The sequence below is a fragment of the Streptomyces xinghaiensis S187 genome (assembly GCF_000220705.2).
GTDB lineage: Bacteria > Actinomycetota > Actinomycetes > Streptomycetales > Streptomycetaceae > Streptomyces > Streptomyces xinghaiensis.
Map to the genome: position 1 here is coordinate 6,610,724 of NZ_CP023202.1, position 15,875 is coordinate 6,626,598.

Annotated in this window: 16 protein-coding genes; 10 read left to right on the forward strand and 6 right to left on the reverse strand. The window is 74.7% G+C overall.

The genetic code is table 11. From position 1 onward, the window contains the following. Positions 1-48 precede the first annotated feature (48 nt). Entirely contained in the window at positions 49-453 is a 405-nt protein-coding gene (locus tag SXIN_RS28270; RefSeq protein ID WP_039821080.1) for a ChaB family protein, read from the reverse strand. A gap of 213 nt (positions 454-666) precedes the next feature. Between SXIN_RS28270 and SXIN_RS28275 the strand changes: the two genes are divergently transcribed. The 3 genes from SXIN_RS28275 (at position 667) to SXIN_RS28285 (ending at position 3,155) form a co-directional block, all read left to right on the forward strand. Next, positions 667-1,806, forward strand: coding sequence for an FAD-dependent monooxygenase (locus SXIN_RS28275; protein ID WP_019708559.1), 1,140 nt, complete (start codon positions 667-669; stop codon positions 1,804-1,806). Between the two features lie 147 nt (positions 1,807-1,953). Next, complete coding sequence (locus SXIN_RS28280) at positions 1,954-2,367, forward strand: four-helix bundle copper-binding protein (protein WP_039821079.1); 414 nt, start codon at positions 1,954-1,956, stop codon at positions 2,365-2,367. A gap of 179 nt (positions 2,368-2,546) precedes the next feature. After that, positions 2,547-3,155 (forward strand): hypothetical protein, encoded by a 609-nt coding sequence (locus tag SXIN_RS28285; protein ID WP_095757727.1) that lies wholly within the window; start codon positions 2,547-2,549, stop codon positions 3,153-3,155. A 32-nt stretch (positions 3,156-3,187) separates the two neighbouring features. Here the strand turns inward: SXIN_RS28285 and SXIN_RS28290 are convergent, their stop codons facing one another. The 5 genes from SXIN_RS28290 to SXIN_RS28315 form a co-directional block, all read right to left on the reverse strand. Continuing rightward, positions 3,188-3,796 (reverse strand): dihydrofolate reductase family protein, encoded by a 609-nt coding sequence (locus tag SXIN_RS28290; RefSeq protein WP_019706575.1) that lies wholly within the window; start codon positions 3,794-3,796, stop codon positions 3,188-3,190. A gap of 124 nt (positions 3,797-3,920) precedes the next feature. Then, positions 3,921-4,532 carry a TetR/AcrR family transcriptional regulator gene (locus SXIN_RS28295; RefSeq protein WP_095757728.1) on the reverse strand — a complete coding sequence of 204 codons (612 nt, stop codon included), beginning with the start codon at positions 4,530-4,532 and terminating at the stop codon, positions 3,921-3,923. 201 nt (positions 4,533-4,733) lie between these two features. Beyond that, positions 4,734-7,007, reverse strand: a complete 2,274-nt coding sequence (locus SXIN_RS28305; protein ID WP_095757730.1) for a xanthine dehydrogenase family protein molybdopterin-binding subunit — start codon at positions 7,005-7,007, stop codon at positions 4,734-4,736. Then, a complete protein-coding gene (locus SXIN_RS28310) occupies positions 7,004-8,032 on the reverse strand; it encodes an FAD binding domain-containing protein (protein WP_095757731.1) in 1,029 nt (342 codons plus the stop codon). The genes SXIN_RS28305 and SXIN_RS28310 overlap by 4 nt, the downstream gene beginning before the upstream one ends. Next, positions 8,029-8,688, reverse strand: coding sequence for a 2Fe-2S iron-sulfur cluster-binding protein (locus tag SXIN_RS28315; protein ID WP_019708555.1), 660 nt, complete (start codon positions 8,686-8,688; stop codon positions 8,029-8,031). Before SXIN_RS28315 ends, SXIN_RS28310 begins: the two co-directional genes overlap by 4 nt. A 66-nt stretch (positions 8,689-8,754) precedes the next feature. On the opposite strand from SXIN_RS28315, the gene SXIN_RS28320 reads away from it, so the two are divergent. From SXIN_RS28320 to SXIN_RS28350, 7 genes are all read left to right on the forward strand, one after another. Further along, positions 8,755-10,101: an XdhC family protein gene (locus SXIN_RS28320; protein ID WP_192883639.1), complete on the forward strand. Its 1,347-nt coding sequence runs from the start codon at positions 8,755-8,757 to the stop codon at positions 10,099-10,101. Positions 10,102-10,508: 407 nt separating this feature from the next. After that, on the forward strand, positions 10,509-11,948 hold the full coding sequence (locus SXIN_RS28325; RefSeq protein ID WP_095757732.1) for a histidine kinase: 1,440 nt from the start codon (positions 10,509-10,511) through the stop codon (positions 11,946-11,948). Then, positions 11,941-12,387 carry a roadblock/LC7 domain-containing protein gene (locus SXIN_RS28330; RefSeq protein WP_019708552.1) on the forward strand — a complete coding sequence of 149 codons (447 nt, stop codon included), beginning with the start codon at positions 11,941-11,943 and terminating at the stop codon, positions 12,385-12,387. The genes SXIN_RS28325 and SXIN_RS28330 overlap by 8 nt, the downstream gene beginning before the upstream one ends. 26 nt (positions 12,388-12,413) lie before the next feature. Beyond that, positions 12,414-12,740 carry a DUF742 domain-containing protein gene (locus tag SXIN_RS28335; RefSeq protein ID WP_095758239.1) on the forward strand — a complete coding sequence of 109 codons (327 nt, stop codon included), beginning with the start codon at positions 12,414-12,416 and terminating at the stop codon, positions 12,738-12,740. After that, the gene (locus SXIN_RS28340; protein WP_019708550.1) at positions 12,721-13,314 is read left to right on the forward strand and encodes a GTP-binding protein; all 594 of its coding nucleotides are present in this window, start codon (positions 12,721-12,723) and stop codon (positions 13,312-13,314) included. Before SXIN_RS28335 ends, SXIN_RS28340 begins: the two co-directional genes overlap by 20 nt. After that, positions 13,311-14,546, forward strand: coding sequence for a cytochrome P450 family protein (locus SXIN_RS32555; RefSeq protein ID WP_039821070.1), 1,236 nt, complete (start codon positions 13,311-13,313; stop codon positions 14,544-14,546). Before SXIN_RS28340 ends, SXIN_RS32555 begins: the two co-directional genes overlap by 4 nt. Further along, a complete protein-coding gene (locus SXIN_RS28350) occupies positions 14,543-15,847 on the forward strand; it encodes a cytochrome P450 family protein (protein ID WP_019708548.1) in 1,305 nt (434 codons plus the stop codon). The genes SXIN_RS32555 and SXIN_RS28350 overlap by 4 nt, the downstream gene beginning before the upstream one ends. The last annotated feature ends 28 nt before the right edge of the window (positions 15,848-15,875 follow it).

A 15,875-nucleotide genomic window follows, 5' to 3' on the forward strand; every position in this document is an offset into this window, starting at 1 on the left:
CGGCGGCCCGCCCCGCGTACGCCGGGCCGGCCGCCGCACCACGACCGCTCATCCCTTCCGGCTCCCGCGGGTCCGCGAGCGGTTCTCCTTGCGCACGGCCTCCAGCAGTTCCTGCCGCGACATCTTCGACCGGCCGGCGATGTCCATCCGCTGGGCCAGCTCGTACAGATGGGCCTTGGACGCCTGCTCGTCGACGCCCTCGCCGGTCGGCCCGCTCTGCGGCCGCGGCTGCGCCGCCCGCCGGTCGGACGGCCCCTTGCGGCCGCCCTCCTTGCGCTCCCAGTGGTCGCCCACCTTCTCGTACATGTGCTTGAGCGCGCCGAACGCCACCCGGTGGGCACGCTCGCCCTCGCCGTACTCCTCCACGGCCGAGTCGTGCGCCTTGATCCAGGTGCGCTGCGCCTTCTTGTCGGAGCGTTCCAGGGTCGAGGGGAGTTCCTTGCGTCCCGGCACCGGGACCACCTGCCTTCTCCGTCGGTGTCCGTCGGTCTCCGTCATCCGGTTCATCCGGTTCGTCCGGTCGATGACGTCCGGCCGGCGCCGCCGGCCGGATCCCTCCCGGGTACCCGGCAGCCGCCCCCTGATGCCCGGTGCCCGCCGTCCCGGCCGCGGTGCGGATATGGGATCTTGTTCTGATCACCGGCCCCGGGGGAGGAACTCCACACCATGAGCACCGTCGGATCCGTTCTCGTCATCGGCGGCGGCACGGCCGGAAACGGCCTCACCGTGCTGCTGCGCCGGGCCGGGATCGAGGTGGAACTGGCCGAGGCCGCGGCGGACTGGAACGCCGGGGCGGGCTCCGGCCTCACCCTCCAGGGCAACGCCCTGCGGGTGCTGCGCGAGATCGGCGTGTGGGAACAGGCCCGCGACCGGGGTTTCGCCTTCGACACCCTCGGCATGACCGCCCCCGACGGCACGGTGCTCCGGGTGATGCGGGACCTGCGCACCGGTGGCGAGGACCTCCCCGCCACCCTGGGCATCGGCCGCCCCCGGCTCCAGCGCGTCCTGATGGAGGCCGTCCGCGCGTCCGGCGCCCGGGTCCGGCTCGGCACCACCGTCAGCTCGCTCGACCAGGACCCGGACGGTGTCTCCGCGCGCTTCGCCGACGGCGGCTCAGGCCGCTACGACCTCGTCGTGGCCACCGACGGTCTGCGCTCACCGACCCGCGGACTGATCGGGATACCGGACCGCCCGCAACCCACCGGCATGGGCATCTGGCGGGCCACGGCGCCCCGCCCCGAGGGCGTCGACCGCACCGACCTCGCCTACGGCGGCCCGTGCTGGATCGCCGGCTACTGCCCCACCGGCGAGGACTCCCTCTACGCCTACCTCGTCGAGCCGGCCCGCGACCCGGCCGCCCTCGACCCGGCGCGCCACGCGGAGGAGATGCGGACCCTCGCGGCCGGCTACGGCGGTGTCTGGAAGACGATAGGCGAGCACCTCACGGACCCGGAACGGGTCCACTACACCTGGTTCCACCGGCTGCTGGTGGAGGGGCCGTGGCACCGGGGCCGCGTCGTCCTCGCCGGGGACGCCGCCCACGCCTGCCCGCCGACCCTCGCCCAGGGCGCCGCGATGTCCCTGGAGGACGTCTCCGTCCTGGCCGGTCTCCTCACCGGTCCCGAGGCGGCGGCATCCTCCCTCGACGCGCTGCTCACGGCCTACCGGGAGCGCCGGATGCCGCGCGTGCGCAGGGTCGTGGACGCCTCCGTGCAGCTGGGGGAGTGGCTGATGCGCGGCGACCGCGCCGCGGACGCCCCGGGCCTGATCGGCCGCACCATGGCCGCCCTGAGCGAGCGGCCGTGACGGGCGGCCCGCCGCCCCGCCGGAGCACCGGTACGCCGACAAAACGGCACACAGGGGGTTTGGGCCGATGCATTCCGTGTTAACCGGTGGCGGAGGCCGCGGGTGAGTGAGTGCGGAATGGCACCGGCCCCCGGCCCGGACGGAGGCATGACTGTGAGCCCTGTGAAGGAGATGCTGAGGACCTACCCGGCCGATCTCGGCGGTGTCGACCGCGAGGCGATGGAACGCTGCATCGAGGAGTGCCTCGCCTGCATGCAGGCGTGTACGGCGTGCGCCGACGCCTGCCTGTCGGAGGACGACCCCGGCTCGCTGCGCAAGTGCATCCGCACGAACACGGACTGCGCGGACGTCTGCGACACCACGGCCCGCGTGCTCTCCCGCCACACCGAGTACGACGCCAACATCACCCGTGCCGTCGTCCAGGCCTGCGCCACGGTCTGCAAGTCCTGCGGCGACGAGTGCGCCCGGCACGCGGACATGCACGAGCACTGCCGCGTCTGCGCCGAGGCCTGCCGCCGCTGCGAGGAGGCCTGCAACGCACTCCTGGCCACGCTCGGCTGACCGGCCGTTGCGCGCGGACCCGGCTCCCCGGCGGGACCGCGGCACCCGACGCCGCCCCGCGGGGGCGGCCGGACCACGCTCCCGGCCGACTCCCGCGCCGGCCGGGGCGTGCCACCGTGTTTCCGTGGTTCTCCGGGTGGCGGCACAGTCTGTACGGACGCTGAAGGGAAGGGTGCTCGATGAAGGGTGCCCTGCGGTTCGACGGGTGGATCGCGGGGATGGGGACCGCCTCCGGGACGCGCATGGTGGTGGGGCACTGGCCCCGGTCGCCGTTCGGGCCGTTCAGTGACGTCATGGTCGAACGGCCGGACGGGGAGCGGCTGTTGCTCGCACCGACCCGGCAGACCGCGGACTTCGTCGGCGGTGTCTACCGCTTCGACCGGGTGCTCGTCACCCCGGTGGCGGTCGGCACGGCCGGAGCGGTGTGGAACGTCACCGCCGGGCCGCTGAGCCTGCGGTTCACCACCGGGCGGCGCGGACCGCTCGGGTGGCTGCTGCGCTGCGTGCCCGCACCGCTCGCGGCCCGTCCCGCCTGGGTCGCGCTGACCGACGTCCCCGCCCGGCTGCTGCCCGGGGTGCGGGCCGGGGGCCGCGCCGCCGGGGGGAGCCGCGAGTGGTACGGGGCGCGGGACCTGCTGCCCGTCGTCGGGGCCGCCGCCCGTTTCGGCGGTGAGGATCTCGGCGCCCTGGCGCCCGTCGCGCCCCCGGTCCGGTTCGGCTTCGGCTCCACTCCGCGCAGGCCCGCTCTGGTGCGGGTGGTCACGACGGTGGTGCCGGCGCCGGCGTGACGGGGCCCCGTCCGTCCCCGGTCCGCCGGGCCCTACGCGTCGCTCGAGCGCGCGTAGGTCAGGAAGGCCGCGCCGCTGCCCAGGACCGTGTGGCCGGTGAGTTCCCAGCGGCGGGGGTCGAAGGCGGCACGGGGGGAGAAGAGGGGGATGCCGTTGCCGACGGTCAGCGGGCTCAGTTTGATGATCAGTTCGTCGATCTCGGCGTAGAGAGCCCCGGCCAGTTCGCCGCCGCCGATCAGCCAGATGTCCTTGCCGTCGCCGCCGTCCTCCTGCTTGAGCTCCCGGACCTTCGCCACCGGGTCCCCGGTAACGAGTTCGACCGCCGGGTCCGGGCTCTCGCTCAGGGTGCGGGTGACGACCAGGTGCCGCAGGTGCGGGTAGGCGTCGGTGATGTCCGCCTTGAGACCGATCTCGTAGGTGTGCCGGCCCTCGATGACGGTGTCGAAGCGCTTGGACTCCCCCGTGACGGACAGCGCGGCCCGCGCCGGGGCGGGCAGGGTCTCCGGGTACTCGGCCACGATGTGGGCGAGGTAGTCCTCGGGGATCGGCCAGAAGCCGCCGGGGCCGGTGGGGTCGGCCCCGTCCGGGCCCGCGATGAAACCGTCGAGGGTAGAGGCGATGTAGTAGACGAGCTTGCGCACGGGGGACCTTTCGTCGATCGGCCGGCGGCGGTGGCGGCTCCGGAGACCGGGCGCCGGGCGGGGCGGCCCGCGGTCGCCGGGACCTCCGCGATCTTCGCACGCGCACCCCGCGCCGCGGGGCCGATCAGCCGCAGAAGCCGCGGACCAGCGCTCTCGCCGTCGTCGTCGCCCGCGCGGCCACCCTCTCGGCGGCCTCACCCGGCTCGCCGAAGAGACCGCTGAGCAGCAGGGCCGCATAGCCGCGGGTCAGCGCGGCCAGGGCCTCCAGGAGCGTGACGGCGAGCTCGTGGCCGCCGTCGGGGACGAGCGCGAACGCGTCCGGCAGCAGCATGTCGATGAGCGCCCGCCCGCTGTCCCGGAGTTCGGGGTGGGCCGCGCGGAGGTCGGCGTGGAACAGGATGTCGAAGCCGCCCCGGAAACGGGCGGCCGCCCGGACGTAGACCTCGCCCACCACCGCGAGCCGGTCCTCCGGGGCGGCGATGTCCGCGACCGCCTCGACGTACATCTCGTTGACCCGCCGCGACACCTCCAGCGCGGCGGCCGCCAGCAGCGCGTCCCGGTCGGCGAAGTGGCGGTACGGGGCACCCGGGCTGACGCCGGTACGGCGCGCGGCCTCCGACACGGAGAAACCGCGCACCCCGGCCTCGTCGACGATCTCCAGCGTGGCACGGACCAGCGCGGCGCTCAGATCGCCGTGGTGGTACGTGTCGCGCCGTCCCTTCGCCCTGGTCACCATCCCGTAGAGCCTACTCAAAGTCCCCGTGGGTGCCGCGCCGGGTGAGGCCGCCGATTCCCGCGGTCCCGGTGGTTCCGCCGATACCGGCGGCCCGGCAGGCCGGGGCGCGCGAGGACGGCCCCGGCCCGCCGGCACCCCGGGCACGGGACGGGGAACGGTGCCCCCGGACCGGAGCCGGTACCGGGGCGGCCGCTCCGCCGCTCATCCCCGCGCCGCCTCCCTCGCCGCCGTGAGGGCCCGGCGCGCGTCCTCGATGCGGATCGGCAGATCGCGGGCCCGGCTCCCGGTCGCGTGGTGGAAGGCGTTGGCGACGGCCGCCGCCGCGCCGACGATGCCGAGCTCCCCGATGCCCTTGCCGCCGACCGGGTTCAGCCGGTCGTCCCGTTCGTCCAGGAAGACCGCCTCGACGCCGCGCACGTCCGCGTGGGACGCGATGTGGTAGCCGCCCAGGTCCGGGTTGGTGAAGTCTCCGAACTCCTGGTCGACCTCGGCGCCCTCCAGCAGCGCCATCGACTGGCCCATCAGCATCCCGCCGACCAGCTGCGAGCGCGCCGTCAGGGGGTTGAGGATCCGCCCGGCCGCGAAGACGCCCAGCAACCGGTCCACCCGGACCTCCCCGGTGTCCGTGTCGACCCGCACCCGCGCGAACTGGGCGCCGAAGCAGTGCCGGGACAGCTCCGCCCGGCCCGCGATGTCCTCCGCCGTGTCGGCGCGCACCTCCAGCCCGTCCGGCGGTACGGCACCACCGGCCGCCGCCAGTTCGGCCGTCAGCGTCCGGCACGCCTTGTCCACCGCCCAGCCCCAGGACGCGGTGCCCATCGAGCCGCCCGCGAACGCCAAGGAACCCATCGAGGCCCGGCCGATCTCCAGCCGGATCCGGCCGGGCGCGGTCCCGAGGGCGTCCGCCGCCACCTGCGTCAGCACCGTACGGGCGCCCGTGCCGAGGTCGGCCGCGCCCACCCGCACCCGGTAGGTGCCGTCGGCCTCGGCCCGGGCCAGGGCCGACGAGGGGAAGACGTAGTCCGGGTGGTGGGAGGCGGCGACGCCCGTGCCGACCAGCCAGCGCCCCTCGCGGCGCGCCGCCGGTGCCGGGTCGCGGTCCGCCCAGCCGAAGCGGGCCGCGCCCTCCCGCAGACACGCCACCAGGCCGCGGCTGCTGAACGGCAGCCCGTTCTCCGGGTCGGTCTCCGGCTCGTTGACGATCCGCAGCTCGACCGGGTCCATGTCCAGCTCGGACGCCAGTTCGTCCATCGCCGACTCCAGGGCGAACATGCCCGGGGTGTGGCCGGGGGCGCGGAACCAGACGGGCGTCATGACGTCCAGCCGGGCCAGCCGCAGCGTCGCCCGGGCGTGCGGCGCGGCGTACATCATCCGGGTCGAGGAGACCACCTGCTCGACGAACTCGGTCGACCGCGAACTCTGGATCACGGCCTCGTGGTCGACGGCGGTCAGCCGCCCGTCGCGGCCGGCGCCGAGCCGCACCCGCTGGATCGTCGGTGTCCGGTAGCCCGTCAGCGTGGGCATCTGGCGCCGGTGAACGGCGATCTTCACCGGCCGTCCGACCGCCCGCGCGGCCAGGGCCGCCAGGATCACCGCGGCCCGCGGAGAGCCCTTGGAGCCGAAACCGCCGCCGACGTGCTCGGAGACGATCTCCACCGCGCCCGGGTCCAGCCCGAACAGCGCCGCCAGCGTCAGGGAACTCATGAACGGGGCCTGGTCGGCGTTGTGCAGTACCAGCCGCCCGTCACCGTCCCAGGCGGCGATGGTGGCGTGCGGCTCCATCGGGCTGGGGAACTGGGCGGGGGTGGTGTACCGCGCCTCGACCCGGACCGGCGCCGCGGCCAGCGCCCCGTCCGGGTCGCCGCGCTCCACGAACCCCGGGGTGCCGTCGTTCGTCGAGACCTCCGGTACGTACAGCCCGTCGTCGTCCTCCCGGAGCACGACGTGGTGCGGCTCCCGCTCGTAGGTCACGGCCACCGCCGCCGCGGCCTCCCGTGCCGCCTCCAGCGTCTCCGCCACGGCCGCCGCCACGATCTGGCCGTGATGCGACACCTCGGGGGACTGCAGGACGAGCATGTGGCCGCCCGCGCCGAGGAGCTCCCCGGAATCGGCGAAGTCCGCGCGCAGCCGGGGCGCGTTGGTGTGGTCGAGCACCGCCAGGGCGCCGGGGACGGCGAGCGCCGCCTCCGCGTCGACGCCGGTGACCCGGCCCCGGCCGACGGTGGCTCCGACCGGCCAGACGTACGCGGCGCCGGACACCGGGAACTCGTACGCGTACCGGGCCGCGCCGGTGACCTTGTCCAGGCCGTCCACGCGCACCAGGGGAGTGCCGATCGCCGGGGCGTGCGCCGCCCCGGCGCGGTCCGCGGGGGGCGCGGCCGGTGGGGTCGTCTGTGCGCCGACGGCCGGTGTTCCGGCCGGTGCGGTGGTGCCGGTCCCGGCGGCCCCGGTTCCGGCGGGGGTGTCCGTCCTCATGACTGCTCCTCCCCGTGGCCGCCGGCGGCGGGATCCGCGCCGGTGACGAGATCGCGCACCGTGGCCGCGACCAGATCGGTGATCAGGCCGAGTTTGAAGGCGTTGCCGGGCAGCGGGCGGGCGTCCGCGAGTTCGGCTCCGGCGGCGGCGCGCAGCAGCGCGTCCTCCGGGCGGTGCCCGAGCAGCCGTTCCTCGGCCGCCCTCGCGCGCCAGGGCCGCGGGGCCACGCCGCCGAGGGCGATCGCCACCCGGTCCAGCGTCCCGTCGTCCGCCTGCCGCACCGACACCCCCACGCTCACCAGGGCGAAGGCGTACGACCAGCGGTCGCGCACCTTGCGGTAGCGCATCAGGGCGCCGGGTGGCGGGGCGGGCAGCTCCACGGCGGTGATCAGCTCGCCGGGCGCCAGGACGGTCTCCCGGTGCGGGGTACGGTCCGGTGGCAGATACAGCTCCTCCACCGGCACCGTGCGCTCCGTGCCGCCGGGGGAGCGCAGACGGACGGTCGCATCCAGCGCGGCCAGCGCCACCGCCATGTCGGAGGGATGGCTCGCCACGCAGTGCTCGGAGGTGCCGAGGACCGCCAGCTCGCGGTGCGCGCCGCCGACCGCCGGGCAACCGGAGCCGGGCTCCCGCTTGTTGCAGGGCTTGGTGACGTCCTGGAAGTAGCCGCACCGGGTGCGCTGCAGCAGGTTCCCGGCCACCGTGGCGGCCGTCCGCAGCTGCCCGGAGGCGCCCGCGAGCAGCGCCTGCGACAGCAGCGGGAAGCGCCACCGGATGCCCGCGTCCCCGGCCAGGACGCTGTTGCGCACCGCCCCGCCGATCAGCACCGAGCCGTCGGAGCGGTGTTCGACGCGGTCGTAGGGCAGCCGGGAGACGTCGACGACGAGGCCGGGCCGGGCGACGCCGAGCTTCATCAGATCGACGAGATTGGTGCCGCCGCCCAGGTAGACGGCGTCGGGGCGGTCCGCCACCAGGGCCGCGGCCTCGTCGGCGTCGGACGCCCGTACATAGGCGAACTCCTTCATCGCGGGCTCCTCCCGGACGGCACGGCGGATCCGGCCGGTGCGGCGGGGCCGTGCTCGCCGGGGTCCGCCCCCGCGGCCTCCAGGACGGCGGCCACGATGCCCGGATGGGCGCCGCAGCGGCAGAGGTTGCCGCTCATGCGCTCGCGGACCTCGTCGGGCGTCAGTCCGGTGGTGCCGGTCACGCCCGCCACCAGGTCCTGGGTCACCCGGCTGGGCCAGCCGCGGGCGGCCTCGCCCAGGGCGCCGATCGCGGAGCAGATCTGGCCGGGGGTGCAGTAGCCGCACTGGAGGCCGTCGTGGGTGAGGAAGGCCCGCTGGACGGGGTGGAGGCCGTCCGCGGTCCCGGCCGCCGTCTCCGCGGTCTCCGTGCCGGCCGCCGCTCCGCCGGCCAGACCGGCCACCCCTTCGATCGAGACGACGTCGCGGCCCTCGGCGGTCACGGTGAGCGTCAGGCAGCTGTTGACCCGCTCGCCGTCCACCAGAACCGTGCAGGCGCCGCACTGGCCGTGGTCGCAGCCCTTCTTGGCGCCGGTCAGGCGCAGTTGTTCGCGCAGCGTGTCGAGCAGCGTGGAACGGTTGTCCACGGTCAGATGATGCTCCTCCCCGTTGACGCGCAGCGTGATCTCGCTGGTCGAGGCGGTATGTAAGAGACTCATACATGCAATGTATCATCCTCTTACATTGCGGGAGTCGGGTGGCGGCCAACGGATTGGAGATCGCCCGTGCGGGATGTGGTGGAGGACCTGGAGCGCTGGTGGCGGGCCGGGGAGGCGGTCGGGATGGCCACCGTCGTGGCCACCTGGCGCTCGTCGCCCCGGCAGCCGGGCGCGACCATGCTGGTCGGCCCCGGCGGCACGGCCGTCGGCAGTGTGTCGGGCGGGTGCGTGGAGGCCGCGGTCCACGAGCTGGCGTCGGACGTGGCGGCCGGGGCGCCGCCGCTGCTCCAGTCCTACGGAGTCGCGGACGACGACGCCTTCGCCGTCGGGCTGACCTGCGGCGGCACCGTCGAACTGTTCGTCGAGCGCGTGGACCGGACGACGTTCCCGGAGCTCGGCGAGGCGGCCGAGGCCATCCGGGCGGGGGAGCCGGTGGCCGTGGTGACCTGCGTGGCCGCGGCCCGCACCGGCGGCGGCCACAGTGGCGCCACCGCCACCGGTGGCAGCGCCGTTCGTCCGGACGGGGGCCCGGGAGGCGGCCCGGGCGCGGGGCCGGGAGACGGCCCGGACCCCGAGGGCCGCCTCGGCCGGCATCTGGTGGTCGGCCCCGGCCGCGTGACCGGCTCCCTCGGCAGCCCCGGGCTGGACGCCGCCGTCACCGCCGACGTCCGCGCGATGCTCGCCGCCGGGCGCGGCGGCACGCTGCGGTACGGGTACGACGGGCGGTGTCCCGGCGAGGAGCTGCGGCTCTTCGTGGCCGTCCACGCCCCGCCTCCCCGGCTGCTCGTCTTCGGCGCGGTCGACTTCGCCGCCGCCCTGTCCCGGATCGGGGCCTTTCTCGGCCACCGCGTCACCGTCTGCGACGCCCGCCCGGTCTTCGCCACCCGCCGCCGCTTCCCGGAGGCGGACGAGGTGGTGGTCGACTGGCCGGACCGCTATCTGCGCGCCGAGGCGGCGGCCGGGCGGGTGGATGAGCGCACGGCCGTCTGCGTCCTCACCCACGACCCCAAGTTCGACGTCCCGGTGCTCGAGACCGCGCTCCGCCTGCCGCTGGCGTACGTCGGCGCGATGGGCTCCCGCCGCACCCACCGGGACCGCATGGACCGGCTGCGGGCGGCCGGCCTCACCGGGCCCGAACTCGCCCGGCTGGCCTCGCCCATCGGTCTCGACCTGGGTGCGCGCACCCCGGAGGAGACCGCCGTGAGCATCGCCGCCGAGATCATCGCCGACCGCGCGGGCGCCACCGGCAGCCGCCTCTCCGGCCTGACGGGCAGCATCCACGCCGCCGAACCCGAACCCGGACCCGGGCCCGAACCCGTGGCCGCGGTGTCCCCGCCCGTCCCCGCTCCCGCCGCCGGGCCGCTGCCCGTCCCGCAGGGGCGGCCGGACCCCGGGACCGGGCCGAAGGGCTGACGAGGGCCGTCGGCCCGGGCGGGCCGGGGAACTGCCCGTGACCGGCCGCCCGGCGGGGGCGGCCCGGCCGTCCGCGGCGGCGCGGTGACGCCCCACGGGTTCCGGTCCGATTCCGTTCGCACACCATGTGACGACCGTGTGTGCGCAGGCAACATCTTGGTGCTACCTCCCGGCCCGGTGCAGACGTTCGATAGGGTCGGCGCCGCCGACTCTCCGAAGGTCCGCTTTTGCCTCGGAGCGTCGCCAACTTGCCTTCTTGGGGGCAATGTTGACGTTTTTCTTCCGAAAACCGGACCGGGAAGCAGGGGAAGCGTGGGGAACGTGACCGCCATGCCAGGGCACCTGCCGCCGTCTCCGGTCACCGGGGTTCCGTGTCCGCCGTCTCGTTCACCAGTTCAAGGACGTCCATGATCGAATCCCATCTCTTACCGGAGCTCTTCCTGGGGGGCGGTCTGGCCGCCGCCCTGGTGGCACTGGTGCTGCAGACCCGTGGCAAACACCGTCTGAAACAGGCCAAGGCCGCCGTGGAGGAGCGGAGCGAACAGGCGCGGCAGCGGGCCGAGCTGGAGCGGTACGCCAACCGGGCGGCGGAGTCGGAGGCCCGGCACCTCGTCGAACGGCGGCTGCCCGCCGTGGTCGACGTCGAGGCACGGGGCCATCCGGGTGTCGTCGTCCCCGGACTGCTGGAGCCCGACCTCAAGGGCACCCCGGTCGACAGCGCGTACAGCGCGGCCGAGGACCTCGTGCGGGAGGCCGTGGCGATCACCCGGGAGAGCATCGGCCGGGACGCGCGCGCCGGGGTGCGGGGGATTGCCGACGAGGCGCAGACCTACCTCGTCCGGCTGCAGATGAAGATCGACGAGGAACTGGACAAGTACCCGTCGGCCGGCGCCTATCACCAGAGCCTCACGGACATCGACCACTTCGCGACCCGCGCCCTGCACACCCTGCAGCGGCTGCGGATCCTCGCCGGCTCCTGGCCCGGCGTCCAGCGCGCCAACTGCACGTTCCGCGAAATCGTCGAGAGCGCCCGCGGCCGCATCGACGCCTACGACCGGGTCTCCTTCACCTATCTCCCGCGCACCGCCGAGCTGTTCGTCGAGGGCCGGGTGGTGGAGCCCGTCACCGTCGCCCTCACCGAACTGCTGAACAACGCCACCTCATACTCCAGCGACCGGGTGACGGTCTACGTCCAGGAGGTGCAGAGCGGCTTCAGCATCGTCGTCGAGGACACCGGCCTCGGCATGAACGTCTTCCAGCGCGAGGAAGCGGAGCGGCTGCTGCGCCGGAGCACCGTCATGGACGTCACGAACCTGCGCGACGAGCGGCAGCTCGGCTTCGCGATCGTGGGCCGCCTGGCCGGCGACTACGGGTTCCGCGCCGACGTCGGCGCCCCCTCCGCGGGCGGCGGGGTCAAGGCCGTGATCCTGGTGCCCAACGCGCTGATGGGGGACGCCCCGGAGGACACCGGAGCGGTGCACATCGGCCGGGACGCCCCGGCCGCCCCGGCCGCCCCGGCCGCCCCGGCCGGCGGAACCGCCGTCCGCCCGGAGGCAGCGGGACGCCCCCGGACCGGCGACACGCCGCCGGCCGAGGCGGCCCCGGCACCGGCCCCCGACCCCGCGGGCAGCCGGGGCATCGCCGCCGAGCCTCCGCTGTCCACCGACTCCGGCCTGCCGAAACGGCGCCGCCGTAGCCGTACCCGGACCCCGGAGGGCCCCTCCCAGGAGGCGGCCTCCGACACCACCGACCCCGACACCCTCGCTGCCGGCTTCGACCAGATGCGACGCGCACTCAGCGCCGGATACGCCGCGCCCGACACCGGAGGAACCCCCACCGATGACTGAGCACACCGCCGACACCGTGGACATGACCTGGGCCCTCAACGAACTCGCCAGGGAGCGCGGGATCGTGAACGTCCTGCTGTTCACCTCCGACGGCCTGCTGCTGGCCGCCTCCGACGGTCTCTCCCGGGAGGACGCGGAGCGCGCCTGCGCCGCCTTCTCCGGCATGAAGGCGCTCAACCAGGACCTCTCCGGCTTCTGCGGCCAGGCCGACGGCGACGGCGACGGGCGGCTGACGTGGCGGCACATCGTCAGCGACATGAAGGACCACACCGTCCTCGTCTTCGCCGCCGGTCGGCGCACCGGCGTCGGCGTCTCGGTGCGGGGGGACTCCATGAGCCAGGAGGTGGCGGTGGCCATCACCGCCACCATGAAGATGATCAGAGGGCTGCGCCCGGTGCTGGAAGCCCGGGAACGGCCGGCCCCGGCCGGCACCTCATGACGCCGCCCGCGCACCGCCGCCGGGGGATGGTGCGGTCCTACACCGTCACCGGCGGTCGCGCCACCCCCTCCCGTACCAGCCTCGACGAGGCGACGCTGCTCATCGCCGACCACAAGATGCCCCTGACCGGTCTGAACCCCCACGCGCACCGGGTGATGGACCTCTGTCTGCCCGGAGTGCTCTCCGTGGCGGAGGTCGGCCACCACCTGCAACTCCCGGGCGCGGTCACCAAGGTGATCGTCTCCGGGCTGGTGGACAGCGGCCACCTGGTCGCCCGCTCACCCGTTCCCGCCGCTCAGCAGCACGACATGGCACTGCTGGAGAGGATCCTGGATGCACTCCACGCGCTCTGACCGCTATCTGCCCGCCGGTGCCCAGTCGGTGAAGATCATCGTGCTGGGGCCCTTCGCCGTCGGCAAGACCACCTACGTCGGCTCGGTGTCGGAGATCCGGCCGATGCGCACCGAGGAGCGCATGACCCGGGCCGGCGAACTCGTGGACGACCTGCGGGGGATGGAGGGCAAGGACACCACCACCGTCGCCATGGACTTCGGCCGGCTCACCCTCACCGAGGACATCGTCCTCTACCTCTTCGGCGCCCCCGGCCAGCCCCGCTTCCAGTCCATGGTGCGCTCGCTGATGGAGGGCGCGCTCGGCGGACTCGTGCTGGCCGACACCCGGCGGCTCGACCAGAGCTTCGACTCCATCGACCTGCTGGAGGACACCGGGCTGCCCTACACCGTCGCCGTCAACGAGTTCGACGGCGCCCCGGTGTACAGCGACGCCGAACTGCGCGACGCACTCAGCATGGACGAGGACACGCCGCTGGTCCGGCTGGACGCCCGCCTCCGCGACTCGGCCAAGCAGGGCCTCATCTCCCTCGTCACCCAGATCCTCCGCCGCCCCAGCCTGGAGCCCGCCCGATGAACCGGCCGTCAACCCCCCGCTGCCCCGTGCTGCACGGCGCGGACTTCGCGGCCCGCCCGCAGGACGCCTACGACGCCCTGCGGGAGACCGCGCCGGTCGCCTGGGCGGAGATCGCCGACGGGGTGCACGCCCTGGTCGTCACCGGTCACCGCGCCGCGATCGACCTGCTCAACGACACCGAGACCTACGCCAAGGACTCCCGCGCCTGGGCGGCTCTGCAGCAGGGGCAGGTCCCGCCGGACAGCCCCGTCCTCGCCCTGATGGCCTGGCGCCCCAGCCTGCTCTACGCGGACGGGGAGCGGCACGAGCGCCTCCGCCGGGCCATGGACGACTGCCTCGCCCGGATCAGCCCGCACCAGCTCCGGGAGACCACCCGCGCCCACTCCGCCGCGCTGGTGGCCCGCTTCGCCCCGGACGGGCGGGCGGACCTGATGACCGGGTTCGCGGACATGGTGCCGCTGCTGGTCTTCGCCGACATCCTCGGCTGCCCGCCGGAGTTCTCCAACCGGATGGTCACCGCCTGCCAGGGCATGATCAACGCCGGACCGGAGGCGGGCCGCGCCGCGGCCGACCTGGCCGCCTGCCTGGCGGAGCTCCGGGAGCTCAAGAAGGCATACCCGGGGCAGGACTTCACCTCCTGGCTGCTCGCCCACCCCAGCGGCCTCACCGACGACGAGATCCTGCACCAGCTCGTCGTGGCCGTCGGTGCGGGCACCATCCCCACCGCCGCCTGGATCGCCCACGGCCTGCGGCTCCTGCTCAGCGACGACCGCTACGCCGGCGACCTCACCGGTGGCGCCGTCACCGTCGGCCGCGCCCTGGAGAAGGCGCTGTGGACCCACTCGCCCATGGCCAACTTCTCGGTGCACTTCGCCCGGTACCCCACCCAGCTGCACGGGGTGCCGATCCCGCCGGGCGTGCCCATCCTCATCAGCCACGCCGCCGCCAACACGGACCCGGCCCTCGCCGGCCTCGGCTACGAGAACCGCTCCCACCTGGCATGGTCCGCCGGACCGCACCGCTGCCCGGCCACCGGCCAGGCCACGGTCGTCGCGCGGACCGCCATCGAGACCGTCCTCGACCGGCTCTGGGACCTGGAGCTGGCCGAGGGCCCCGTGCCCAACCGGAACGGACCGTTCCACCAGTGCCCCGCCTCGATGCACGTCACCTTCCGGCCGCAGCCGGAAGACGTACCGATACCTGCCGCCACGTCCTCAGGAGGTACCGCGTGACCAGCACCCCCGTCAGCACCCCGCCCGACGGCACCGCGACCGCCGGCCCGGCCGCGTCCGCCCCCGTCACCCTCGACACCAGCGGCAGCCGGCTCTACGCCCAGACCGACGGCCTCCGCGAGGCCGGGCCCGCCACCCGGGTCCGGCTGCCCGGCGGCCTCACCGCCTGGTCCGTCACCCGCGGGGAGGTGGCCAAGCTGCTGCTGACCCACCCGCACATATCCAAGGACGCCCGCAAGAGCTGGCCCGGGTACCGGCCCGGCTCCCATCCGTGGCTGGCCTCCTGGGTGGACGTCGTCTCCATGTTCACCAGCGACGGCGACGACCACAAACGGCTCCGCTCCCTCGTCGGCAAGGCGTTCACCCCGCGCCGGATCGAGGCCATGCGCCCGGCGGTCGAGGCCGTCGTCACCGGCCTCCTGGACGAACTGGAGGCGGCGGCCCCGGGCGGGAACCCCGTGGTGGACCTCCGCGCCCGCTTCTCCTACCCGGTGCCCACCCGCGTGATCTGCGACCTGTTCGGTGTGCCCGCCGGGCAGCGCCCCGAGATGCTCCGCGTCATCGACGCCGTGCTCGACACCAGCGCCACCGCCGAGCAGGCCATGGCCACCCGCCGCGACCTGTTCGCCGCGATGCACCACCTCATCGGCAGCAAGCGCGACGGGCCGGCCGAGGACATGACCGGCCTCCTCCTCGCGGCCCACGAGGAGGACGGCGACCAGCTCAGCGAGGAGGAGCTGGTCTCCACCCTGATCCTGATGATCGGCGCCGGCAGCGAGACCGCCGTCTCCCTCATCGACCACGCCGTCGAGGCGATGCTCACCCACCCCGGCCAGCTCGCCACCGTGCTCGCCGATCCCGGCCGCTGGGACGACGTGATCGAGGAGAGCCTGCGCCTGCACCCCCCGATCATGCATCTGCCGCTGCGCTACGCCACCGCCGACATCGACCTCGGCGAGGGCGTCACCCTCCGCGCCGGCGACCTCGTCCTCATCGCGTTCGGCGCCCACGGCCGGGACCCGGACCTCCACGACCGGCGGGACGCCTTCGACATCGACCGCGAGGACAAGCAGCACCTGGCCTTCGGCCACGGCGTCCACTTCTGCCTCGGCGCGCCCCTGGCCCGGCTGGAGGGCCGGATCGCCCTGCCCGCCCTCTTCGAGCGCTTCCCCGGGCTGAGCCTCGCCTGCGAGCCGGGGGACCTGCGGCCGCAGCCCTCCTTCATCGGCAACGACTACCGGGAACTCCCGGTCCGCCTGCGCGGAGCCGGGGATCCGGCTCCGGAGGCCGCCGCGGGCTGAACCCGCCCGCCGATCCGCCCTCCACGCC